The organism is Paenibacillus sp. J22FR83 (assembly GCF_059691955.1).
In genome coordinates this window covers 1-26628 of the sequence record NZ_JCAUAM010000012.1, presented here as the reverse complement: position 1 = coordinate 26628, position 26628 = coordinate 1, and the positions used below count along the sequence as shown (strand labels likewise).

Sequence of the window (26628 nt, the reverse complement as noted above, 5' to 3'; positions counted from 1 at the left end):
ATTGACGCTAGTGAGGTGGTGTTTAAATGAGTTTGATGAATAAACGATTGACGAAAAAGCTGAGTGCTATGCTGCTTACCTTGTCCATATGTCTTCAGGTATTCCCTCCTTATGGAGTTGAGGGAGTCATGGCCAGTGATGTCGGTTTAAGTATACAGAAGTCGGAAGAGCATATACCCGAGTGGGCCAAAGAGTCGGTCGCCGAGATGACTAAGCTTGGTGTTATCCAAGGATATGAGGATGGCACATTTAGAGCGGAACGTACGGTTACACGGGCGGAAATCGCTGTAATGCTGCTTCGTTTCGTGCAGTCAACTGCTATTAAACTGCCGGATACGCAAGCTCCAGTTTTCTCAGACGTTGGGCAAGAATGGTTTGCGGAGGAGGTTTCCCGAGCAGCACGTCTAAGTATTGTTCAAGGTAATGAAGCAGGCCAATTCAGACCAGCAGCTGAAGTTACCCGCCAAGAGTCAGCGGTGATGCTGAACCGGGTGGTGCAGCAGTCAGCCGCCGGATCGTTAACCTTACGTGACAAGAGTTTGATTCCCGTGTGGGCGCAGGCAGCCGTTGCTGCATTGGTCGAAGCAGGCATCATGCAAGGTTATGAGGATAACACCTTCCAAGGGAACCGAAACATCACGAGGGCGGAAGTGGCTGTTATTCTTCACCGGGCTAAGAAGCTTGCGAGCGAAGATGGTGAGGTTACAGCTGCAACGCTTTCGATTAAGGTCAGCCAAACGGATGGATCGCTATTGCAAGGTGCGGATGTGTTCATTCAGGAGAAAGGGAAGCGGATGTACAAGGCTTGGGGACGTACGAATGATCAAGGTGCTTGGGCGGCTTCGATTCCTTATGGAGATTACGATGTACATGTCGTGAAAGAAGGATATGCAGGTTATCAGTCTATCGTGTATGAGAAGGGACGAACGGAACTGGCACTTACAGCTCAGCCATCCGCGCAAATCGAAGGAACCGTTCTGGGTGTGGACGGCAAGCCAGCAGTTGGGGCTTTCCTATCGTTTACGACGAACCCAACGTTCTATGCAGTCACGGGTTTGGATGGTACGTTTCGCGCTAATGTGCTGCCAGATAAGACGTATCGGTTGACACTTGTTGAGGATGCGAGCCTGTCGCGAATCGCCGCAGAAGGCGGAGGAACTGCGGCTATTTATGGAGCGAGCTCCTCAACGTATCCAGGTTTGTCGCTGCTGGATTCGGAACAATCTCAGTTAACAGACTGCAGCTGTCATAAATATGACGCCCTCCAGACGTTTACATCATTAGGTGCAGGACAAACGTTAACGATAGGTCATGTTTCAATTGATGGCGCACGGCCTGTTAGCGTTGGAGGAGGCAGTGGGGGTGGCGGAGGATCAGGCTCGGGAAATAACAATGGGAACCGTGATACGACTCCGCCGAATGCTCCAGTCGCTTTGACCAGCACAGCTGGCGATAGTGCGGTGAGTTTAAGCTGGGCAGCGAACACCGAGAGCGATCTAATGGGGTATAAGGTGTATGCGTCGACTGACAATGGTGCAAATTGGACCTCAAGAGCCAACGTAGCTGGGGGAAGCGTGACAACGTATTCGGTGAGTGGACTCACGAACGGGGTGACGTATCTATTCGCGATCACAGCGGTGGATACATCAGGTAACGAGTCTGTGAAGTCTGCCGAAGTAAGCGCGACACCGCAAGCTCCTCCAGTAGAGACGAAACCTGCTGCACCTTCAGGCCTAACAGGTAAGGCTGGTAATACATTGGTTACGTTACAATGGTTGGCGAACAGCGAGGTTAACCTAGCGGGTTATGAGATTCACTATTCCTCAGACAACGGTGTTTCCTGGATGAACGGCCCTCAATTGGGCAAAGTGACGGAAGCTTCCGTTACAGGCTTGACTAATGGCACGGCATATAGTTTCACCGTGACAGCGACGGATTCGGCCGGCCAACGCTCGGACCGATCCGTCCCGATCACGCTTACGCCGAAAGCGTCGAGTGGTACGCCGGATCCTGTTGAAGTAGCTACGCAAATACCGACGACTGCGCTGCCAACCTTCCATTCCACAGTTGAGTTTCTGTATGCGGGAAGCGAGCCGGTGCAGACGGGGGTCGCTGAAGGAGCAATAGAAGCTAGTCTCGTATCTGTTGTCCGTGGCCAAGTGCTGGACTCAGCCCACCAGCCAATGGCAGGCGTACTTATTAACATTCTTGACCATAATGAGTTGGGCGTAACGAAGAGCCGTGCCGACGGGATGTTTGATCTAGCAGTAAACGGTGGCGGCGTCCTGACGATTGCATTAACCAAAGAGGGATACATGCCTGTTCAGCGTAAAGTAACCGTAATTGCCGGGAGATACGAGACACTGCCGGATGTGGTGCTGAACCAATACGACACCATGGTAACTGTTGTTGATTTGAATACGGCTGGGCATGTTCAAGCGGCCCAAGGTTCCCAAGTAACTGATGCAGATGGTACTAGGCAGCCTACGGTAATTTTTCCAGAGGGGACGTCGGCATCTATGACGTTGCCGGATGGATCGAGCGTGCCGCTGGCTGAAATCCACCTTCGTGCGACAGAATACACTGTCGGGGAGAATGGGATGAGTGCGATGCCAGGTGATCTTCCTGATTTTGTCGGTTATACCCATGCCGTTGAACTGTCTGCTGATGAGGCTGTGCAAGCGGGAGCAACTGAGGTTCGTTTTAATCAACCCTTATTTTATTATGTGGAAAATTACTTGGAATTCCCAGTCGGTGAGACTGTACCCATGGGTTATTACGACCGTGAAGCTGGACGTTGGATTGCGTCTGACAACGGAAAGGTCATCCGCATCCTAAGTGTTGACGAGGGAATTGCCGCCATCGATTCGGATGGGGATGGAGCGATTGACAGCGCAGATAAACTAGCGGTCCTTGGATTTACGGACAAGGAAAGACAACAGTTAGCTGTTATGTTCACAGCTGGACAAAGCTTCTGGCGGGTGCCAATTGAACACTTCACTCCTTGGGATTGCAATTGGCCATATGGTCCACCTCCTGATGCAGAGCCTCCTGTTGACAAGGACCCGAATAGTGAGGATGAGGAGTTGGACCCTTGTGAACAAGCTGGATCCATCATTGGCTGCCAGAATCAAAGCTTAGGGCAAGCGATTCCGATTGAAGGTACAGGAATGAACCTGAATTATAGCAGTACGAGAACCCCGGGGTACAAGAGCAGGTCGAAGCTTACGATACCAGTTAGTGGAGACTCCGTTCCTAGTTCGCTGCGTTCCATGACGGTCACAGTCGAAATCGGAGGTAAATCGTACAGGAAAACCTTCAACCCGGCTCCTAATGTCACCCATACGTTTCAGTGGGATGGCATCGATGCTTACGCACGGAAGCTGATCGGCTCACATCCTTATAAAATTACTGTATCTAATAACTACAACCTTCAATATTATGCAGCTTCAAGTGATTTCCAACAGAGCTTTGGACGGCTTAGCGGTTCAGGAGTCATAATCGGAGGGCTGAGAGAGACAACAACAATACCCATTTCACGCGTCTGGTACGGCTCCTTGGAAAGTCCCAACAATCCGTTTGAGCAGGTGGGAATCGCTGGGTGGAGTTTAGATGCTCATCATATGCTTAGTTTCGAAGAGAATACCATGTATGAAGGAGACCGAAATAAGAAGACTGTGTCTCATATAAGCTTGAATAAGCTGGATCTCTCTGGTCTTGGAGATGTTTACCGTCCCGATAATCAAATCATTACGCCTGGACCTGGAAATTCCGTATATTTTACAGCAACCGGAGGCCTTAAGAATGGCTGGTATCCTCAAATCGTTGCACGTCTCAATCACGATGGAAGCTTTCAGAAGAGTGAAGAATTTCCAGCTGAAAGTTACATGTTGGTAAGTTCAGACACCCTTGGGAACGTGTATCGGTTCTCACCAACGAAGAAGCAGATTTACCTCAAAAAATCAGACGAGACGCATTGGTCGGTTTTTGCGGGAACAGGTAATGCTGTCAACAGCGATATTATCGATGGGGATAAAGCCGTAGAATTGAATTTGTATACGGTCTACAGCATGGCTGCAGCGTCCGATGGAACCTTATATGTGTCAGGGCACAACCCTATTTCTCGGCAAAATATTTTTTATCGGATTTGCGCTGACGGCCGCGTTCAGTTCATGGGCAGCGGTGAAGGGGCAGACAGCGGAAAGGCTAATAAGAATACAATTGGCGAGGCGGTATCGGTCCTAGCAGGACCGGATGGATCTGTTTATATTCATGATCGTATTTATGATAACTTTAATCACATGCAGTATGCTTCAAGAATAAGGAAAATAAATGCGAATGGTGTAATAACCAAGATAGCGGGAAAATCACCAAATACGTATACGGGCAGTTCCGAGATTAATCATGGTTTGGTTGCTGATAAAGCGTTATTTTATATGCTGAAGATGTACATTGATGGGGAAGGAAACATCATGTTCACAGCATTGAAAAACAGCTGGGAACAAGAAAAGCTATACAAGGTGAAGGATGGCCTTATAGAGGAAGTTAGCCTCGAGCATGCTAGAGCAACGTCTAAAGCTTATCTTTCATTAGCAGCGATAGACTATAACGGCAGTTATCTGTATGTGGGTTCCGGCATCTACCGGGTTGATAAGTCTAAGCTCCAGCAAGTCGATATTCCAGAGGAGGATGGCTTGTCAGTTAATGTATTTGATTTAACAACCGGAAAGATCCTGCATAATGAAAGTGCCCTGTCCGGTGCTAAGCTGAAAGCATTCTCTTATGATAATGACGGACGCCTCTTATCGATTTCGGATCGCAGTGGAAATCTGACGCGCATCGAGCGTGATACGCAAGGGAAGCCAACAGCGATTGTCGCGCCAGGTGGGCAACGAACGATCTTGGAGGTGGATAGCAGCGGGGAACTTAGCTCTATTACCAACCCGGCAAGCGAAACTTATCGGATGCAATATGAAGGAGGACTGCTCACCGAGTATACGGATCCCGTGCAAGGTGTGAGCAAGTACGACTACGATGACAGCGGGCTGTTGGTGAAGGCGACCAATCCAGAGGGGGGTGTCAAAACGCTGAACAAATCGATCATCGACAAAGGTTCTCGTGTTATCTTTACGGATCCAAGCAATCGTACTACGACGTATGAGACCGTGGTGACGGACGGTAAAACACTGTATACGTTGACAGATTCGAACGGGGCCACAACGATCACAGAGAAGATTGATGAGCAGAGTGAAATGGCAGTACTACCGGACGGTACTAAGATCAGTAAGAAGTTCGGGACGGATTCACGTTTTGGCAAAAATACACCGTTTGTTTCGGAACTGACTTACACTTCTCCTGACGGTAAAGTAACTACACTTAAGGAAGAACGTTCCGCAGTAACAAATAATAACAACGAGTTGGTATCGTATACGGTCAAGCATACATTGAACGGTGATGTGTTCACGATTCAATACGACGCGGCAAATCGTAAATTCACGGAAACAACAGCTGAAGGCACCAAAACGGAAACCTATCTCGATGGAAAAGACCGGATCATTAAAGTGGCATGGCCGGGAACCAACCTCTTCCCAATTGAATCCTTCTACGATACTATGGGGCGGATGGAACGGGTCCAACAAGGTGAGAAATGGGTTAGTTACACGTATAATGCTCAAAATTTAATTGAGAAGGAGTCCGACGCCTTCGGAAACGCGAAGACCTACGAATATGACGCTGCAGGGCGGATTGTCTCTGTTACAACGCCAGGCAATAAAGTGTATCGCAAAGGATACGATGATCATGGCAGTTTAACAGGAATCACGTTGCCGGACGGTTCAAAGTATGAGCAGCAATATAATAAATTAGGTCAGTTCGATGGCTTTGGTCCAGAAAATTCTGGGCTTTGGTACAATCCTCAGTATGATAACGGTCGTAATCTAGTAAATACGACGATGGGCAGCGGTCGAGTCATAGACCACGTGTTAGAATCAAACGGAGGCAAGAGGCCTATTGGCATCAACGATGGGGATATACAGCGAACGTTTACTTACGTGGGTCAGTCGGATTTGGCTCAAAGCATTGAAAGTGTGATGTCTTCAGACAGCACTAGACAACAAAAGATTGCCTATGATTATACAGGCGAGAACATGAAATCAATGGTGCTGACAGGCAAAACCAACGCTTTGTTTAGTTATACCTATGATGATTTCTTCAACATGACGAATATGGCCATGACGGTCGGTGGCGTAGTGTATAACACACCATTCCAATACGATAACGAAGATAATCTCACGAAGTTTGGCGCTTTCCAATTCAATCGTGGTGGTCCGTTGAAGGCAGTCAGCTCGATAGCAGATGGCAAGATGGACATTCAAGTCGCTTACGACAGGTATGGCAAAATCGACAGTGTCACTTATGTATTGAAGGGAATCCAAGTATATAAGGCAGGCTACACGTATGATAAGAGAGGTTTCGTGACCGACATCATCGTCGATTCCGCGAAAGGCAGAGAGAACACGCATTATGACTACGATCTGGATGGACAGCTGATTGGCATGACTCAGACAGAGCCGGGAGGCATAACGGTTACGGAAGCGTACAGCTATGATGCCAATAAAAATCGGATCACAAGTCAGGTGAATGGTGCTGCACAAGTGGTTAGTGCTTACGGAGAGCACGATGTGTTGGAGCGTGTGGGAGCACTTGCCTACAGCTTCGATGTAGACGGCTTTCTCACGCAACGGGGATCGGATGCGTTCAGCTACGGTGTACGAGGCGAGTTGCTGGAAGCAACAGTGACGAGCGCTACGTATATGAACGGTATGGCGAATGGCACGTACAAGTACACGTATGACGGCCTTGGCCGCAGAGTGGCGAAGGAAGACATTATGGGACGCAAGACACAATTTGTATATGGCAATCCCCAATCTCTGCAATTAATGACGGCATCCATAGATGCAAGCGGACAGCCGACGATCTATTCCTATAATGAGATGGGGCTGCTGATCGCGCTAGAACGTGGCGGGAAGCGTTATTATGTGGTGACTGACGCTGTAGGCACTCCGCAATTGGTGATGGATGAGAACGGTGCAGTGGTGAAGGAACTACGTTATGACAGCTATGGTGTGTTGCAATCCGATTCAGATTCGGCATTTGAGCTGCTAATTGGTTATGCCGGCGGTTTGGAGGATTGGGATACGGGACTTGTACGCTTTGGATTCCGTGACTATGATTCCCTTTCGGGCCGATGGACAGCACGTGATCCCATACTTCTCGAAAGCGGTCAAACAAATATGTATACCTATGTCAATAACAACCCGATCATGTTCCGGGATCCTTGCGGACAATTCTGTGTGGGAGCATCTGTGTATGCCGTTGTTGGAATTGGTGGTAAAGTGTGCGTCACGGAAGAAGGCGTATCTTCCTGCGGGGACACTGGGTTTGGTGTAGGGCTTGGACTTGAAATCTCGCCATTCGAGGATATTGCCAAGAATGAGCTCTCCCTGGAGGCAATGGCCAAACTTACGGCTGGGATCGGAAATTTACAGGCAGGGTACAAATGGGGCCAGGATTTAGATACCAAGTGCCGAACGGATGGGGCTATTTTGAGGGCGGAAGCGGGACCTTTCCGTGTTGATTTACTTAAGCCTAAGAAGTCGGCAGTGAAGGGCAAAGAAGCTGATTTGCAGAAGAAAATCAAAGATTTGTTTAAGAAAAGCGGTATGAAAGCAGAAGCTTCCATTAAGACGAAATTGTGCAGCAGTCTCCGTTGGTAGGCGATGTGAAAGCTGTAAATGAGCGTTGTGCCTCATGAGTAAAACCATTCAAAACCCATTCCTAATCGGATTGGGTTTTGTTGGTGTTCGCCTAAGCCGCGTGTTGGTAAAATCAGTGTTTACAAAATAGGGAATCTTGCTGTAACATAAAAGTGAAACATTGGTTTCACTTTATCTTATCGTGAGATGAATTATCTAAATCTAACCATAAATTTAACCAAAGAGAGGAACATGCACCATGTCAATAGCTAAAAACGTACCAGAAGCTCCGCAGTTTCCGTTGCCATTCTCACACGCAGTTCGTTCGGGAGATTTCGTATATGTATCGGGACAGGTAGGCGTAGATCCAACTACTGGGGAGATTGTGGGTAATTCGATTGAAGAGCAGACACGCCAATGCCTGCGTAATATCGAGATAATACTCGCAGCAGAAGAATTAACCTTGGATCACGTGATTAAGTCCAATGCCTTTGTAAGTCGTACGCAGGATTTCCCTGGTTATAACCAAGCGTATTCAGAAATCTTCAAGCAACCGTATCCTGCTCGTACCACAGCCCCCGTTGATATGGGAATTTATTTGGTGGAGATCGATGTGATTGCTTATGCCCCATCTAAACGGGTTCAAGCATAGATATGCTGGTTCAGTGATAAGGCTTTGCTGTAGATCGTGAAGAAATTGTGCAGGGGGCACGTTGTATTGCCGCGCCTGTTTTCAATATGTTTAGACAGGTTGAGGGTGCCATCAGCTTATCAGGAGCGAGGCACCGATTCCCAGACGAGCAGCTCTTAATTATCGCTCAGAGCATTCAAGCTGCGGCTAGTCGGATTTCTCAGAAATTAGGCTATCAATAATCTTTGATCTTAGCAGACGTACATCAGGAAATAAATAACATTGAACTTAGCGGCAAAATAGAGTTGAGAGATAAGGGAGGCATGGAGCCTCCCTTTTATTTATGACAGGTAAAACAAAAGGCATACCGCAGTTTGGCAACAGAACGGAATGCAGCATGGATCATTTCATTCTCTGTATGGGGTTACATCTATATGGTACAATTGACTTTAATCTATTGACGAGGGTGATTCTGATGCTCCATAGACTAATAAAGGCTTCAAAGGGCCGAAATTTTCTAGTCAAGTTGGTAACGCTTACGCTGCTCGTATCCGTGGTACCTCTCCTCCTGCTCAGTCTTTTGTTTTATCAAAATACGAGATCAACGATGAAAACTGAGTTACAGGCAGCGAATCTAGCTTCGCTTAGCAAATCCGTTCAAGCGATGGAGCTCGTCATCGATCAGATCGGAATCAGCTTCATGCAATTTATTTCCGACAGTACCTATCGCGATTACGCCAAATTTCCCCGGGGAGAATATTATGAGCGATTGAATGGCGCTTTGCATGCTGAAGATATGCCGGGCTTGCAGAAATATTTGATGAGTAAGGCGAAGCTGAGCTTTAATATCGATAATCTGAGGATGTCGAGCAGCTTTATTGATTCTGTTTACATGTTCGATCGCAGCAAAAATATGATGTTGACGCAAAGTGATCTGCAATATCCCATAGATCGCTTCTACGACAGAGACTGGGATCTTGGTTTGTCGGAGAAAAGTCATGCGTATCCGATCATTATGGATGTGCGCAACGCTGTTAAATCGAACGGGACGAGCAAACTAGTCATTCCGATCGTATTCAGGTCCAGCGACGAAGACAATTATATTGTCTTTAATCTGGATGCGCAGCTCGTATACAATAACATATTCAAGAGGCTGGGCGGCAAGCAGAACGGCAGCATCTTAGTCTACTCTCAGGGACACAAGCTCATGTTATACGATCAAGCAGATGAGCTGGCTCTGGAGGCTGAAGAAGATTTACAGAAATCGGAGCTGCTTGGCGACTCTGGGGGAGCACTTGAGATTCGTCTCGACCATTATCGCGTTATGGCAACCTTTCAGAATTCCTCTGCGCTCGGCTGGACATTCGTTAGCTTAACCGATCTAGATGTCCTCTACACGAGCATCAACAATTTGCGCAGTATTATGGCAACAATTGGCACACTATTGTTTGTTGCGACTACACTTCTCGCCTTACTGACCATCCGCAACATTTACAACCCCATCCGCAATTTGCTCTATTACGTTATCAATAACAATAACTCCGTTTCGGCACTTCCCCTTCCCGGTCAAGGTCAGCTCGGTGAACTGAGGACAATTCGCAACTGGTTGGTAGAAGCTTACGAGGACCGTAAGAGTTTACAGGTAAGGTTGAAGGAGAGCTTGCCCGCTTATCGTGAAAAGTTTTTGCACACTTTGATCAAAACGGGCACATATACAGAAGAAGAGATCAGCGAGCGGATCCGTTTTCTTGGTATCGACCTTAGGTTGGAGAACATCATGCTGCTATTAATTATGGTAGAAGAACCAAAGGAGCGGAAAATCGATGTCGAGAAGAGAAGTATGAATAAGCTTCGGGCGGCCGATATGATCGAGCGGCAACAAGTAGGCTTAGGTGAGATAGTGCTCGTTGAACTGAGCGAAGACACGTTGGCGCTTCTGGTCAATTGCAATGAAGACGAGTTCGCGAATATATTCACGTTTGCTGAACGAATCCAAACGGGAATCCTCAGCGAGATAGGACTTTACTGCTCAATTGGTATTGGTACGTACTGCCGCCAGATTACGGATTTAAAGGTAGCGTACGAAGAAGCAGTGGAGGCACTCGGCTATCGAGATATGACTGGGCAAGGTGATATTATCTATATTGAAGATATTCGTCCTGAGAACGGGAAGACTTTTCATTATCCGAAGGACCGAGAAGATTCGTTGCAGCACTATATTAAGACTGGCGATAAATGGGAAGCTCTTCGCGTGTTAGGTGAATTGATCGATCAGAGTGTTCAAGGTCAGGGAGGTAAACCGCAATTTCGACAAATGCAGCAATCATTGATACGATTGTTGGTAGGGTTGATGGATACTGCAGGTCAATACGGAATTGATTTGCAGAAGTCGATGCAAGCTAAGCACAACTTGTATTCGGAGCTGTTGCACATGGGTGACCTCGATGGAATTCGCACCTGGTTCACTTCAATCGTCTCAGCCATGGCTGACTCGATTGGTATGGAACATAGGGAGAAGACGAATAGGCACGTTCAGGAAGTGATGGCGATGATTGAACGGGATTGCGGTGACGCTATGTCGCTGACGCTTATCGCCGAAAAGCTCGGCTTGAATCCATCCTACCTTAGTCGCAGCTTTAAGGAAAAGACAGGACAGACGTTTCTTGTGTACTTGACCGCTGTTCGGATTGAGAAAAGCAAAGAGTTGCTAATTCATTCCGATTTGAAAGTCAAGGATATATGCGAACGGCTCGGGTATGTAAAGGTGAACTATTTTATCAAATTGTTCAAAGAGTGCACAGGAACGACACCGGGAGAGTTTCGTAAAATGCATGTCCGAACGGCAGAACTTGATGGTACATGAGGGCGGAGCAATCCGTCCTTTTCTTTTTTCAGGCATATCCTCAATTTTTCGGGATGCTTTTTTTTTGACATAGTTATTTTAAGGAAGATGCAGAGCAAGAATGGGGCATTTCTAAGAAAGCGATTTCCTATTATGTTGAAAAGGGTTAACCACATGGCGGGTTCCGGACCCCGCAGACTCAATCAGGTTCCATCTAGCGATATAAGGGAGGCTCAATGTATGTTGAAAAAAGCATTTTCACTTATTCTGGCAAGTTCTGTAGTCGTATCGGTTGCGGCTTGTTCATCGGAATCCAAAGAGAACGGTGGTACGAGTACTTCAACCATTCCAAAGTCAGAAGCATCCAAAAAGATAGAAAAAATTTATTCTTACGCTAATGGTGGTCAAGTATCGCAAACAAAGATTAGTAAACCTGAGGATCTTGAACTCGTCAAGCAGGCCATCATCGATAAGATTGGTATTGAGGTCGTTCCCATTATTCCTCCAAAAGGAACAGAGGGGGAGAAGTTAAATATCTTGTTGGCTTCTAATGAACCACTTGATGTGTTCCTGGCTGGCAAAATCCCCGATTTTCAAAGTAAAGGGGCTCTCCTGCCATTGAACGATTTGTTGGACAAATATGGTGCGAATATCAAAAAACTGTGGCCGAAGGAATGGGCAGACTCTTGGGATGCTGTATCGACACCTGACAAGAAAATATGGGGAATTCCTCGTTTGCCTCCGATAGCAGGAAATACGGTTTACTTGCGTAAGGACTGGTTGAGCAAGGTTGGGATGCAAATGCCGACCACAGTCGATGAATTAGAGAATGTACTGAAAGCATTCAAGGAGAAGGATCCGTCCGGTTCTGGCCAAACGATTCCGTTACTCACGACATTGTCTGGCTTGAACGGCTCACTGGCTGCTGGTTTCATGGGTACTGGGTATGGCAATTGGGTTGATACGGACAACAAAGTGAAGCCAGCTGTTATGCATCCAGGATATAAAGAGTTCATCATCAAGATGGCTGACTGGTATCAGAAGGGCTATATCTATAAAGAAGCATTCTCTGCAAAAAATGAACGCATCATTGAATTGATCAAACAGAATCGTGCAGCTGGTTATGCAGGTTGGTACTCGACATTGGCAGGAAACGAAAGTGCGCTGAAGCAGAACGACCCTAATGCCAAATATGAGGTTGCCGTTGATCTGAAAGGACCTAAAGGTTCCGTGAGCAGTATGGGCGGTATTGATGTGAGCGGATGGGCTATCAGCAAAAACTCTAAAAATCCAGAAGCGGTTATGAAGTATATCAATTGGCTGCATGCAGATATTGAAAATTACTTCCTTGCATTTTACGGTATTAAGGGCAAGCACTGGCAGTATGTAGATGAGAAAAATCATGTGTTGGAGACGTTGAACACGGATTATGCCGGTGAGATGGTTCTCGGATCGACCTTTGCCTATACGGTCCAGTTTGAAACAAAGGACCCGGTCAATGCGCCGCAATTCGACTATATGCGCAAATATATTACGAATACCAACCGTGCTGCAATGCCTGGCGATGCCAAAGAAGCGTATAAATACGATAACGTTGCCATCAACCAACAAGTGCCTGCACTTTCGGATTTGAACCGCATGATGGAAGAAGAAATAACGAAATTCATCATGGGAGCAAGACCGATGTCGGAGTATGACAAATTCCTTCAAGAGTTGAACAAAGCTGGTATGGACAAATGGATTGAGGCTTACACGGCACAGAATACGAAGGTTAAGTCGGCGAAAAACTAATTGTTTCAGGCACGATAGTGCTCGGTAAACATAGGTACATGCGCGGTGTTCGCCCGGCTTCGGCTGGGCGGGCCTCTTCGCAGCCAATCAACGGCAACTGGTCTGTATGACGGGACGGTAGTCGGGAGATTTTTGGGGGAAGGAGAGCGTTAACATGAAGGCACAAGCAACTAACGGTATGATGAAGTTCATGCGCAAGAACAAGCTGTACTATGTACTTATATTACCCGGACTGCTTTATTTTCTAATCTTCCAGTATATACCGCTGTACGGAATTATTATTGCTTTTAAAGATGTGGCGCCGTTTGATGGTCTAAGAGGCATATTTACCTCGGAATGGGTCGGGCTTAAGCATTTTCAAGCATTCACTGGATCTTACTATTTTTGGGAAATATTAGGAAATACTGTTATAATCAGTTTTTACCGTTTGTTATTTGGATTTCCAGCCCCGATTTTGCTGGCACTGCTGATGAATGAAGTCAGAATTGCCGCTTTTAAAAAGATCGTGCAGACGATCTCTTATCTTCCACATTTTATTTCCATGGTCGTCATGGCGGGTTTAATCACAACCGTCTTTGCATTGGACGGAGGCATTATCAATGTATTTCTGCAGAAGCTTGGGATAAATCCGGTTTATTTTCTTGGAGACAACAACTATTTTCGCAGCGTGCTTGTAACGTCGGGTATCTGGAAGGATGTCGGATGGGGCACGATCGTATACTTGGCTGCGATCACTGGAATCAATGCTGAGTTGTACGAAGCTGCTGTTGTAGACGGAGCCGGCAAGATCAAACAAATATGGTATATCACCATTCCAGGAATCATGTTCATTGTCGTCATCATGTTTATATTTGCAGTAGGCGGATTGTTGAATGCGGGGTTCGAGCAAATTTTCTTACTGTATTCACCACCTGTATATAAAGTAGCAGACATCATCGATACGTATGTATATCGCAAGGGCATGGTAGAGATGCAGTACTCGTTCGCAACGGCTGTTGCTCTGTTTAAATCGTTTATCGCTATGATTTTGCTGTTAGGCACCAACTATTTGGCCAAAAAATTAAATCAAGAAGGCATCTGGTAGAGGGTGGATCGTTATGATAAATAGAAAAACTTCATTCGGCGAGCTATTTTTTCAAATCGTCAATTATTTGTTTTTGACACTTGTGTCACTGACGTTCCTACTTCCATTTTTGGTGATTCTGTCGACATCTTTCGTTAGTGAGACTGAGCTAATCCGCAGAGGAAGCCTCATCCTATTCCCGCAGGAATTGGACTTTACGGCTTACAAAGTATTGCTTAGCGGAACATCAACTTTGTATCATGCGTACTACATCACGATTATGCGCGTCATTGTCGGTACATCGCTCAATCTCATCTTGACGGCAATGATGGCCTACGGTTTGGCACGTAAGCAGTTGCCTGGACGGAATGTGGTAATTTCCCTGATCTTCGTTACCATGCTGATCGATGGCGGGCTTATTCCGAATTATTTGCTCATGAAGGGGCTGCATCTGACCAATACGTTTTGGGTCATGATCCTTCCCGGGCTTATCAATGCCTGGTATTTAATCATCATGAAAAATTTCTTCACGCAAATTCCTGAAAGTCTTGAGGAATCGGCTACGATTGACGGCGCCTCGCCACTGCGCATACTTGTTAGTATCGTAGTCCCACTTAGTCTGCCGACGTTTGCGACAATCGGGCTGTTCTATGCAGTTGGTCACTGGAATGCGTGGTTTGACGCGATGATTTACATTAACGACACCGATAAGCTTCCGGTGCAGGCAATAATGAGGCAAATTGTGCTTCAATACAGCGCAGTTGATATCAATCAATCGGTCTTTGCAAGCTTAGCTGAGAAGCCTACGGCGGAAAGTGTCAAGGCAGCGGCTATCATGGTGACGACATTGCCGATTTTGTTCGTGTATCCTTTTCTTCAGAAGCATTTCGTAAAAGGGGTACTAACAGGTTCGGTCAAAGGGTAAAGAACGATTTCATTCGAAGGGGAGAGATGACATGGCTGGCTTGTGCATGAATGAGGACAACAACCATTTTTATTATAATCGGCGCGATCGTGAGGTGTCTCGCGCGGACATCGAAGCGCTTGTAGATCAATATGCGGGTACCCAGGTAAAGGAATATTTCGTTAATGTAAATGCCATGCGAACTTCATTCGACAGTAAAGTGTGGGATTCATTCTGGACAGGATACGATCCAGAGGCCGGAGACGATCAGCCGCTCTTTCAGAGCCTGCCGGAAGAATCACGCAAAGCTACGCGAGCATGGATTCACCGAGCTTGGCAAATGAATCAGGATGGTCTGGACTTCTGCGGCATTCAACTGGAACGTGCAAGGGAGAAAGGACTTTCTCCGTGGGTGTCGGTACGCATGAATGATGTTCACTGCGTGAATGATGAGACTCACCCGTTGATCGGCGGATTCTGGCGTGAACACCCGGAACTGAGGCGGGTACAGCATCGCTTCGCAGCGTGGACGGACAAAGCGTTCGACTTCGGCAAAGAGGAGACCCGAGAGTATCATTTCCGTTTAATCGAGGAAGTGGTGGACAGATATGAGTTCGACGGAATTGAACTCGACTGGATGCGATTTGCCTTTCACTTTAAACCGGGTGAAGAAGAATCCGGTAGAGCTCATTTGACTGCATTCTTGCGACGAGTTAGGGAATTGCTCGACCGTAAAGGAGCGGAACGCGGCATTCAAATCAAGATCGGCTGCCGTGTACCATCACGACCACAGACAGCCTTCGATCTCGGAATGGATGTGATGCTATGGGCACGCGAAGGACTCGCCGATATGCTGGTTCCGACTCCATTCTGGGAGACAATTGAAACAGATATGCCGATCGAGCTATGGAAGAGGTTGTTGGAAGGCAGCGGTACGGTGCTGGCTGCAGGACTTGAATTATTGCTCCGTGCGTATCCGGCAAGCCCTCTGCGGCAGACTAATACGCTAGAGACGGTTCGCGGAGCAGCTGCATCATTCCTTGCGCGTGGCGCCGATCGGATCTACTTGTTTAATTATATGGACGCGGATACGGCAATCTCGGATTTGCATCATTACCCCATACTACTGCGGGAAGCGGGGGAACTTGCTACGTTGCGGAATAAGCCAAGGCGCCATGTGATTACATACGCAGATACCTGGTCACCCGGGGATCCACGGGCAACAGTACTGCCTATTGATCTAAGATCCGGTCAGAATTGTGAGGTTCGCATTCCGATTGGACACAAGCCACTGCCGGAAGAAAAGGCAGCGGTTGTGATTGCAGTAGAATCCGAAGTTACTTTGGAACAGCTAAAGGTTTATGTGAATGGAGAGGCTTGTGGAATAGGCTATCCAATAGAGTTGCCGATGCCTAAACCTCAAGGGCTAGCATATGCGTACTCCATACCAGTCTGCGTTCTGAAGGATGGCTACCAGATGGTCGACTTCATGTCTATTGGCAGTAGTGAACAGTCGCCTACGACGATTCAATGGGTAGAATTGCGTATTGAACGTTAGACAGAACAGGTGATCAACCTTAATTTCGAATCGTTCCGCACTACTTAATTTAATAAGAAAAGAAGTGATAACGTGTGGCATATATGCTCAGAGTGCGGTATGGAACATCATGATTCTTACGTGTACGCGTGCGCATCGTGCGAAGGCATTCTGCTCCCGCAGTATGAGAGCCGTCATTTCGCGATGAGCGACAGCACGCAGAAAGGAATCTGGCGTTATCATGCGAGTCTTCCCCCGGTGCCTGAGAATAACAGGCTTTACTTGGGAGAAGGCATGACGCCACTTATCCCGAGTGCGCGTCTTGGAAGGAAGCTAGGTATCGGTGAATTGTATTTTAAGTATGAAGGCGGTAATCCGACCGGTTCTTACAAGGATCGAATTGCTGCTATGGGTTTATCCTGGGCTCTTGGACAGGGAAAGGGGGCCTGTATCGGCACTTCATCAGGTAATGCTGGAGCCGCTATTGCGGCTTATGCAGCCCGTGCCGGTATGCCATACCATTTATTCGTCCTTGAGAATGTGGCAGAGGCTAAGCTGGCCCAGTCGCTTCTGTACAAAGCGAATGTCCGCAAGATAAAGAATTTCGGAAGCGATCCGGAAATCGGAATGAGAGTCTTCGATCGTATTTTTGGTGGGGCCGCAGAGCATGGATGGGAAGTTATGATCACCGCTTTCCGCTACAATCCGTATGCAATGGAAGGTGTTAAAACCATTGCTTATGAAATTTTTGAAGAATTGAAGGGCATGCCCTCACATGTTTATTCACCTGCAGGCGGTGGCGGATTATACTGCGGTATTTGGAAAGGCTTTAATGAAATTTCGGATAGTGTGCGAACGGCAACTGCACCTATCATGGTTGCCGTTCAACCTGAGGGCTGTTCCAATATCGTAAGAGCGTATCAAACCGGATCTATGGATCCATTGCCCGGTTCGTCAACGTCTCAAATCTCAGGCTTACAAGTACCGAATCCTCCAGACGGCAAGCTGGCGCTGCAAATTATGAATCGTGGCGGAGGCAAAGGCATAGCTGTCAGCGATCCGCTCATTTGGGAGACTCAGAGATTACTTGCGGAGGAGGAAGGCATCTTCTGCGAGCCGGCTGGTGCAGCTTCTGTAGCTGGATTGATTCGCGATTGTGAGGAAAACCCCGGTCGGTCATTGGATAAAGTTGTCTGTGTGATTAGCGGCAACGGCTTCAAGGATGGCAACCGATTGTCGGCTATGACCTCAGCAATCCATGTTCCCTGCCTGGATGTCGACCATTTGGAAATATAAAGCTATCACAGAGGAGGGAATGTTTCCATGGTTAAGATTCGCTTGGGTATGATTGGACTCGGCAGATTCGCCGAGTTACATGCCCGCATATTAAGCCGTCTTCCGAACGTTGAAGTTGTGGCCCTCTGCGACCGTAATCCCGAAAGACATGCCCGCTTTAGAGAATGGTTCCCAGATGCCCGTTACTATGCGGAATGGTCTGATATGTTAGCCACCACCGTATTGGATGCCGTTGATGTATTAACGCCGGAGCATCTTCATATGGATCCTGTCAAAGCGGCCCTAAGCTTAGGACTTCACGTATTCGTCGAGAAGCCGCTCGCGCATAATCCTGAATCTGCTGCCGAATTGGTGCTGCAGGCGGAGACGAACGGAGTCTTATTGATGACCGGTCACCTGTTGCGGTTTGACCCGAGGTATGCGGCCGTCAAAGAGCGTCTTGTTAGAGGAGACTTCGGCTCCATCCGCTCTATTTATGCGAAGCGTAACAATTGGAAGACCGCTTTCTCCACTTATAACCGTATAGAGCCCGTATTCATACTTGGCATTCACGATATTGATCTTATGCATTGGTACATGGAAGACGATGTACGTCAGGTTTATGCGACCCGCTCCGCACCAGACGGTTCTGAAGCTGCTGATATGAACTGGGCTATACTCCACTTTAATAAGGGAGGTATCGGGATCATTGAATGCAATTGGCTCCTGCCTGATCATGGTCCTTCCCCCCAGGACGTCCGCATGGAAATTATGGCTGAATCGGGGAGCGTTCAAATCATAGACCCTGAATACGGCGTTACGTATATCGACGAATCAGGAATGGATGTTCCCGCTCTCCTTAACTTTCATGAAACACACGGACGTCTGAGAGGTCCGCTCGTTGACGAGCTTGAACATTTCGTCAATTGTGTGTCCGCTGGCAGACAGTCGGATATTTTGAAGCCAGTAGATGCTTACAGTGCGGTGCGTGTTGCATGGGCTGTGCTTCAGTCAGCCAAGACGGGACAGCCTATGAACCTGTTGCCGATGATTGGTAAGGAGTAAAGTGTGAAATTGACTGATCGGGTTTATGTCGTTGGAGGCGGCAGCTTGGGTTACGGATTAAGTAGTCCCTATGACTGCAATGTGTATGCGATTGATAGCGAGGAAGGCGTACTCTTAATAGATGCCGGATCCGGGCTTGGAGAAGCTGCGATTCTAGATCGGCTGAGGGAGGATGGGCTTATGCCTGAACGTGTGAATGCACTGGTGCTTACACACGCCCATTCCGATCATGCTGGAGGCGCAAGAGGTTTAAAAGATCAGCTTGGTTTGTTCGTGATGGCTTCGGAGCATACTGCAGCGATCATAGAAAGCGGGGATGAGGAGCGACTCGGGCTCGTACAGGCAAGACGTGACGGGATTTATCCTGAGGCGTACCTTTTCAAGACATGTCCTGTGGATCGTATCCTTCGCGAAGGAGATATCATTTCCATAGGGGATTATCGGCTGCGAGTGTTGGATGTTCCCGGCCATAGCAAAGACATGATCGCATTATTCGATGACAATTCTCAGACGCTATTTGCCGCAGATACTGTCTTCATGGGGGGCAAGCTGGCTATAATCGGTACAGAGGATTTCTCTATGAAAGAGTACCGATCAACAATAGCCAAACTGTTTTCCTTGAGCGTTGAACGGTTGTTTGCTGGACACGGAGAAGCCATGCTCGAACGCGGTGGTGATGCCGTGCGTCTTGCTCATGAGCGTTTCGAGCAGGAGCGCCCGCCGTTAAGTATTGTATAAGGAGGAGATGTGTCAGGTGACAGCAGAACGGATGCCGATCGAACAATTTACATGGAATCGAAGTTCACGTGCAGTGAAACATACGTATCAGCTACTATTAGGAAACAATACGGATGAGGAAGAAATATCGATCCCTGCTTTCGAATTGGCAGGTGAGGAAGATGGATCTAATCTACTGATTCTAGCAGGGGTTCATGGCGATGAATATGAAGGGATCGAGACAATTCTGCGATTATTCAATACTATGCAGCCCGGAGATATTAGAGGGAATATTTTGATGATCCCTTGTGCGAATCCCTACGCTTACCGTGGGGGGGCTCGAGTAAGCCCGGATGACGGTGTGAATATGGCTCGTGCTTTCCCAGGAAGACAGAGGGGGACGGTGACGGAGAAATTGGCTTATGAGCTTCATCATCGCATGATTGCCCATGCAGATTTCATGCTCGATTTGCACAGTGGTGGAACCCATTATGCCGTTGCGTCACTCGTTGGCTATTATCACGAAGAAGAATCTGCATTCAGTCGCCGATGCAGGGAGGCTGCAGAAGCGTTCGGAGCTTCACTGCTATGGGCTCACAACGTGATCGCGCCTGGTAGAAGCGTATCATCGGCCCAATCGCTGGGTATTCCATGGCTATACACAGAGGCTTATGGAGGACGCAGGGTGCGCCAAGAAGACGCGAGATTGTTCTATGACGGTACCATTCGACTCATGAACCATCTTGAAATGCTTGCTGATCCGCTCGAATGGCCCGTCGGCAAGCTGGATGTTGAACGTAAAACGATATACAGTGACGGCAATTTCGATCATTCGGCGACAGCTGAGGAGGATGGTTTCTTCGTTCCTGCAATTTCACTGGAGAGTAAAGTTAGGCAGGGGGACTTAGTAGGAACGATATATGGATTGGACGGTTCAGAGCGTCAGCGGATTACTGCAGGCAGCGATGGTTTTCTCGTTATGATTATAGGAACTCCCGTCCTCCGAAAGGGAGACCCTGTATACTTACTAGCATCGGAAATGAGCGGTAGCTTCGCTCATATATAACCATATATAGAAGGTAGGAACAGACAATGAAGTCATTTGACTCTGATAAATTTAAAGGTGTTACAGTTGCTATAAACTCCTGTTACGATAATAAAGGGGATGTCCACCCGGACGCTATCAAACAGATGATTCGGTTCTTGATCCAAAGTGGAGTGAACGGGGTCTACGTATGTGGAAGCACCGGCGAAGGTCTGCTGCAGAGTGTAGAGGAGAGAAAGCTGGTGCTAGAAGCAGTAATTGCGGAAAGCCAAGGGGAGATTGCGGTCATTGCACATATCGGAGCAATGAATACGAGGGATAGTATTGAACTTGCGATTCACGCTGAGCGTGTTGGAGCTGACGCTATATCAGCGGTCCCACCTTTCTATTACCGGCACAGTGAGGATACGGTGCAAAAACATTGGACGGCTATAATGGACAGCACTGAACTGCCATTTATCATATACCATATTCCCGCAACAACAGGCTTTAATCTTACAACGGACCTGTTACGCCGAATGATTGTTAATCCTAAGGTTATCGGCGTCAAGGTATCGGTAAGCAGCACTTTCGAGCTGGAGCGCTTCAAATCAATCGGTGGTAATGACTTCCTGGTCTTCAATGGTCCCGATGAACAATATTTGGCTGGTCGAGTTATGGGGGCAGATGGCGGTATCGGCGGGACTTACGGTTGCATGCCTGAATTATTCGTGCGTCTTGAACAGTATTATGTCAGAGGTATGTTGACGGAAGCCAAGCTTCTACAGTCTTCGATAAATGATATTATTTCCGATCTGCTTACACTCCCAACCCATTCTGCGTTGAAAGAAATCATGCGCTTAAGGGGGATTAATTGCGGTACAGTCCGTGCGCCGATGGAAGAAATACAAGAGTCTCAAACACCGCTTGTGCAGAAAATACATAGGAAAATTATGCAGGCAATCAGTGAGATGGTGAGGCTGGTTCCTGAATGAAACATGCATTTATACAGCTAATCAACGATTAACTTATCGAGTAGAGTCCGCTTGCAAGTGGGCTCTATATTTCTGTAGATGTGGTAGATTTTTTTGATACCCAACTATCCCAACTGTTCAACCGGGTTTTCCCTGTTTCCAACGTGAAGAACGTAGCCAATCTACTATTAAATAGAGAATTGGAATTAATCCCGTAATCAAGAGAAGAGCGAATTCTCCGTTTCTAAATAATTCATCTAGTTCAGGCTTCGACCTGACCAAGAAGATGGCGAGGCCTACCACCATAGCTGTCATGGAGAAGGAAAATGGCTTATGATCTTTTAACGAGCAAGTATGCGTTAAGCCGATAACAGCTAAATATATGAATAAACTAACTTTGATAAACAAACTGGCTAACCAAACAGCAAAGAGCACAGGATCCAAATTTTCGAGCGTGGAGCCGGCACGGATGTTGCGTATCAATTCGAGCTGAGGGTAGGGCAGGTTAGCGGCTAAATAGGGGCCGAAGACTAGAATAGCAGGAATAAGATTGGATAACACAATAATTACCGATGTAACCGTTGCCCATCCCAAAGACTTCATTGTCTTCGTATAATTCGCGAAAAAAGGAAATATGAGCGGGATATACGCCATTTCTGCATAAAGAGATGTGACCAAATAGGCGCCGTTCCAAACCCCTTTGAAATCAAAATGATTCACCAATGCTATCGCCATTTGATGCTTGATTTCATGATGCACAAAAAAGGGAACAAACAACACACCCATAACGCTCAAAAAAAAGATGCCTTGTGAGCTGCGAAAAATGGATCCAACTCCAGAACGAACGGAATAGGCAAGACAAATTCCGAACAGTGCTGAAACAGCCCATTCTGGTGTGCCTGGCAAGTAAACTATGACGATAAAATCCTGCAATTGTCTTAGAACAGTACCTGCCGATATTAAGAAAGAGATAATCATGGTGCCAATTAGTGGATAGTGCAGCCACCCTACAATCTCCTTGCCATAATTCCCTAAGAATTGAGTAGGCCGCCTGATTGCTAGCTTATAGGACAAGTAAGCAATCATAAGCCCCACAGCAGCGCCAAGAATTAAGGATAGCCATGACATGTAATGGGCATTTTTAGATAGTGTACTCATAAAGAAACCCAGTGTGGTTGTAAAGAGAAAATGAGAGAACAGCATATAAATCTGCAACTGGGATACCCGCTCCAAGGTGCTATCCCCTTTCATTTTTCTATTCGAATGATTTGGTCAATAGGTCTGAAAATGGATTGAATTCCCTCAGCCAAAGTCCATTGTTCCCTGAAGTAGTATAATGCTTCCAAGCATAGAAATAACAAGGTTGCAGTACCAATCACATATTGAAAAGTACGCTTTTTGCGTTTTTTATTTTTCATATAGCGCCATTCGTACCAAATAATGAAGGCATACAGGATACTAATGATGATCATTTCCCCACCTCATTTAGTGGATCTGTTGTTACATGAACATAATTACGATAAGTACCTACCTGCTTGACCTTGATGTTCGTTTGCATCTCTATCTTGACGCTGCTATATAGCTCCCGCCAGCGTGGCTTCATACTTTTCCACTTCCTAGGATAATTCCAATCGATGTATTCTCCAAAACGGAAGGGATCCGATTGTACTTTTCTTGTCTTGTCAATCGTACTAGTCATTTGTTTATTTACTTCCATGTCAAGACTTTGACCCAGTTTCTCTAATTGTTTACTTTCCAGTAAATCGATATTCGAATTGGTAGAAAGCACTTCAGCTTCGGCTTTACTTTGAATGAGAATTTCAATCTCATTTTCTCTAACTTTTGGAATGATATGAGTTTCCGGCCTTTTGACCATAAAGCTTATGTCTTTGCCATCGGTCGGAGAAGGAATCGAGATCTCTGCATCCTTCAATTTTCCAAGAATCCACAATCCTCCTCGCATTTCACTAACATTTAATGTATCCACCATCTTCCCTTGCTTAAAAAGAGCCGCACCACTGGTTCCCATCCATTTTTGATTCTTTTCTTTTTCGCTTTCAATTCTCTTATTTCCAAATTTAAGCATAGGCAAAATAATGTCACCTCCGGTGTAGTTGAGCATAAGGAAATCTTTAATTGTGGTATCAACAGTTACTTGTGAATTGGCGTATCCCACTAAGATATCTGTAGGAAACCTTTCCATGATGGGCGAGATCACCTCGATTTCCTTAGCTCTTCCCGGTGTTACAAACAGGTAAGCATTCATGTGCATCGTCGGTTCACGAGCCAAGAAATCCAGAATCGGTTCTATTCCTTCTTCGGCTAATTGCCTGCCGATGACAATCACTCGTGTTTGGCCGAAGCTGATATGCCGTGACAAATCTGATTGGATTTTACGATATGCCTCAACAATATCCTTTCCAGTATTGGAAAAGTACGTGTAGGGCTTACCTGCTTGATCTCCTCCTCCTCCCGCCGATCCGGGAATTAGTCGGCTGGGCAACGTAAAATCGAGGGAGAGCTCGAGACCAGAATTGGTTTTATCCAAAACCACCATTCGCACAAAAGCACGATCATTCAATTCGACGGATGACCAACAACCGGTAAGTATCAGCAGGGGCAGTAAAGCATATAGGCATTTCAATCCCCTTCCTCCTCCATTCCTTGCGCCCATTTACGGGAAACTACCGGTTGTCTTGAAGGATTTGTTCCAGCAATTAAAGGGCGCTTTTTCATAAGCCACCAGGGGACCCTAAATAAGGTGTCCTTAAGATCACGTATCACCAAAGGCATGATTGGATACAGATATGGCGTACCAAAAGAACGCAAATTGACTAGATGAATGTAGATAAGAAGTATTCCGCAGGATACTCCGAATAAGCCAAAGGCCCCAGCCAAAATCATGATTGGAAACCGTAACAACCGCAAGGCCAAACCTAGATCATAGTGCGGATTAATAAAGGAGGCAATACCTGTTAATGAAACAATAATGACCATCGATGCGGATACAATCCCAGCCTGAACGGCGGCAGTACCGATAATGAGCGCCCCGATAATGGACACCGCTTGACCGATCGCTTTGGGAATTCGGACGGCCGCTTCACGCAGAGCTTCAAAGGAAACTTCCATAATGAGTGCCTCTATCAGTGCAGGAAAGGGCACAACTTCCCTGGAAGACGTTACCGTGATAAGCAGTTTAGCTGGGATCATCTCTGGATGAAACGTTGTGACTGCGATATAAAAGGAGGGCAAGAACAAAGAAACCATGACAAAGATGTAACGGATCCAACGGATCCATGTTGCTGCGATATACCTTTGATAGTAGTCCTCTGCGGACTGCATCAGCATAAATAAAGTAGTCGGTGCAAGCAAAGCGATTGGTGTGCCATCTACCAAAATGGCCACCCGTCCCTCCAATAAGGAAGCCGTAACTGTATCAGGCCGCTCGGAATATTGCAACTGAGGGAAAGGTGAAAATGGACAATCCTCTATGAAATCTTCTATATAGCTGCTTCCGAGAATACTGTCGATTTCAATAGCCGACAATCGCTTGTTCACTTCGTCTATCAACTCTTGTTTGCAAATTCCATGAATATACGCGACTACTACACGGGTTTGCGTCAGGGTTCCGATTAACATCGTTTCCGTTTTTAAATCAGAAGTTTTCAGTCGTCTTCGGATCAGGGTCAGATTGATGTCAATGTTTTCTATAAAAGCTTCTCGTGGTCCTCGTAACACGGCTTCATTCGGTGCATCTACGATTGATCTAGTCTCATAGGAAGTGATTGAGAAATCGATCATTCTCTGTTCGCCCTCGACAAGCAGCAGGGCATGTCCATTTAGAACTGTTGATACTCCTTGCTGCAAGGTTGTTATCTCGTTTTGATCAGCTACAGACAACTGCTTGTGCTCAAAGATTTGACTACGAAATTGTTTCGCGTCCTGTGCATGAAGAGAAAGGATACGATTCAGAATTTCCTCTTGTATCGTCTTCAAATCAACCATTCCGCTCAAATAGACCAATGCACACTTTTGATCAGGCCCTGCAACAAATGTATGATATACCACATCAGAACAATTGGCTAACTGTTGATGAATCCAGTCCAGCCGTTTCTCAAGTTGTAGAGAGGTTATTATGGCAATGTCAGCATCAGTTTGGCCTTGATTGGTGAGGGGGGCTTCCTCATTCTGATGCTTGTTCACACTTCTATATTGCTTCCGGCTAAGCCATTGAAATAACGACATGATCAGTATATCCCCTCATCTTGGCTGAAGTTATGCTATTCCAATGCTGTTAAATAAAGCATCTTCTATATATTAGAGTATCTCCACCAGCTAATCCGATTATTACAAAAATGGAAGCGATAGTAATATTTACAAAAATTCTTGCTGTTAAAAATGTGCCTCATTATAAGATTGGAAATAAAGAGGTAGATGATTCATCCCTCCCTAGATTGGTTAATTCTTCTTATAAAGATCATATCTAGGAGGGATGAAGTTTGAGTAAAAAACTCGCAAAGCGCAGACGTTCACCTCTGGCTCTATACCTTGCAGCACTGACGATAACGGTAGCGATTAGCAACATAGAACAAGCGAAGTAGCTTGTAGCCTATTCTTTATATGAAATGAAAAAAAGCCCAGTGATGGGCTTTTTTGCTATAAACGCGTACATTTCAATCAAATCGAACTTCCTGGTCCAAAATGATCTCTTTAGGCGGAGATTCGAGTGGGCTGGCATATGGAATTAGGGCAAAATGCAAGCCCTCTAAGTTGTCAGGTAAACGCGGTGAAACAAGGAAGGTGATTTGGGTTTGACCTCCGCCGCCACTTGCACCATTTCTCATGACACGATAGTGTTGCTCAGTGCCTGTGATATCTAGCTGGAGCTGTGGCCGGAAGTTACCATAATGCCCGTCGCGTTGAATGAGCTTGATTTCACAGTAGTCTCCCCGCCGCTACGCGACGATATGATGAATGAAAATGTGTAGTTTGTGCGGTTCGTTCTGCTTCATTGCGTGTTTTGCTGTCAATACTTGTTAGTATGGCTGGCG

General features: G+C 46.5%; 16 protein-coding genes and 1 pseudogene. 13 read left to right on the top strand and 4 right to left on the bottom strand.

The genetic code is table 11. From position 1 onward, the window contains the following. The first annotated feature begins 26 nt into the window (after positions 1-26). The 13 genes and pseudogenes from AC58PV_RS21495 to AC58PV_RS21435 all read left to right on the top strand — a co-directional run bounded on the left by AC58PV_RS21495 (position 27) and on the right by AC58PV_RS21435 (position 21598). On the top strand, positions 27-7775 hold the full coding sequence (locus AC58PV_RS21495) for an S-layer homology domain-containing protein (protein ID WP_497434463.1): 7749 nt from the start codon (positions 27-29) through the stop codon (positions 7773-7775). 238 nt (positions 7776-8013) lie between these two features. Beyond that, positions 8014-8406: a RidA family protein gene (locus AC58PV_RS21490; RefSeq protein WP_497434462.1), complete on the top strand. Its 393-nt coding sequence runs from the start codon at positions 8014-8016 to the stop codon at positions 8404-8406. Positions 8407-8438: 32 nt separating this feature from the next. Continuing rightward, a pseudogene (locus AC58PV_RS21485) lies at positions 8439-8627 on the top strand (IclR family transcriptional regulator domain-containing protein); the annotation flags it as partial. 365 nt (positions 8628-8992) lie between these two features. Beyond that, positions 8993-11248: a helix-turn-helix domain-containing protein gene (locus AC58PV_RS21480; RefSeq protein ID WP_497434461.1), complete on the top strand. Its 2256-nt coding sequence runs from the start codon at positions 8993-8995 to the stop codon at positions 11246-11248. A gap of 219 nt (positions 11249-11467) precedes the next feature. Continuing rightward, positions 11468-13018, top strand: coding sequence for an extracellular solute-binding protein (locus tag AC58PV_RS21475; RefSeq protein ID WP_497434460.1), 1551 nt, complete (start codon positions 11468-11470; stop codon positions 13016-13018). Positions 13019-13172: 154 nt separating this feature from the next. Continuing rightward, on the top strand, positions 13173-14102 hold the full coding sequence (locus tag AC58PV_RS21470; RefSeq protein ID WP_497434458.1) for an ABC transporter permease: 930 nt from the start codon (positions 13173-13175) through the stop codon (positions 14100-14102). Positions 14103-14115: 13 nt separating this feature from the next. Then, positions 14116-15006, top strand: coding sequence for a carbohydrate ABC transporter permease (locus tag AC58PV_RS21465; RefSeq protein ID WP_497434457.1), 891 nt, complete (start codon positions 14116-14118; stop codon positions 15004-15006). A gap of 31 nt (positions 15007-15037) precedes the next feature. Then, positions 15038-16543 (top strand): glycoside hydrolase family protein, encoded by a 1506-nt coding sequence (locus tag AC58PV_RS21460; RefSeq protein ID WP_497434456.1) that lies wholly within the window; start codon positions 15038-15040, stop codon positions 16541-16543. 99 nt (positions 16544-16642) lie between these two features. Next, positions 16643-17818, top strand: a complete 1176-nt coding sequence (locus tag AC58PV_RS21455; RefSeq protein ID WP_497434454.1) for a pyridoxal-phosphate dependent enzyme — start codon at positions 16643-16645, stop codon at positions 17816-17818. Positions 17819-17845: 27 nt separating this feature from the next. Further along, positions 17846-18862 (top strand): Gfo/Idh/MocA family protein, encoded by a 1017-nt coding sequence (locus tag AC58PV_RS21450; RefSeq protein ID WP_497434453.1) that lies wholly within the window; start codon positions 17846-17848, stop codon positions 18860-18862. A gap of 3 nt (positions 18863-18865) precedes the next feature. After that, positions 18866-19600: an MBL fold metallo-hydrolase gene (locus AC58PV_RS21445; protein ID WP_497434452.1), complete on the top strand. Its 735-nt coding sequence runs from the start codon at positions 18866-18868 to the stop codon at positions 19598-19600. Positions 19601-19616: 16 nt separating this feature from the next. Beyond that, complete coding sequence (locus tag AC58PV_RS21440) at positions 19617-20645, top strand: succinylglutamate desuccinylase/aspartoacylase family protein (RefSeq protein WP_497434450.1); 1029 nt, start codon at positions 19617-19619, stop codon at positions 20643-20645. 26 nt (positions 20646-20671) lie between these two features. Next, positions 20672-21598 carry a dihydrodipicolinate synthase family protein gene (locus tag AC58PV_RS21435; protein ID WP_497434448.1) on the top strand — a complete coding sequence of 309 codons (927 nt, stop codon included), beginning with the start codon at positions 20672-20674 and terminating at the stop codon, positions 21596-21598. A 117-nt stretch (positions 21599-21715) separates the two neighbouring features. On the opposite strand, the gene AC58PV_RS21430 is transcribed toward AC58PV_RS21435, so the two are convergent. Genes AC58PV_RS21430 through AC58PV_RS21415 form a run of 4 tightly spaced genes read right to left on the bottom strand, consistent with a single transcriptional unit; the run spans position 21716 to position 25822 of the window. Continuing rightward, entirely contained in the window at positions 21716-22810 is a 1095-nt protein-coding gene (locus tag AC58PV_RS21430; protein WP_497434447.1) for a GerAB/ArcD/ProY family transporter, read from the bottom strand. 14 nt (positions 22811-22824) lie between these two features. After that, entirely contained in the window at positions 22825-23049 is a 225-nt protein-coding gene (locus AC58PV_RS21425; RefSeq protein ID WP_497434445.1) for a hypothetical protein, read from the bottom strand. Further along, the gene (locus tag AC58PV_RS21420; RefSeq protein ID WP_497434444.1) at positions 23046-24221 is read right to left on the bottom strand and encodes a Ger(x)C family spore germination protein; all 1176 of its coding nucleotides are present in this window, start codon (positions 24219-24221) and stop codon (positions 23046-23048) included. Before AC58PV_RS21420 ends, AC58PV_RS21425 begins: the two co-directional genes overlap by 4 nt. Continuing rightward, entirely contained in the window at positions 24218-25822 is a 1605-nt protein-coding gene (locus AC58PV_RS21415) for a spore germination protein (RefSeq protein ID WP_497434443.1), read from the bottom strand. Before AC58PV_RS21415 ends, AC58PV_RS21420 begins: the two co-directional genes overlap by 4 nt. Positions 25823-26628 lie beyond the last annotated feature (806 nt).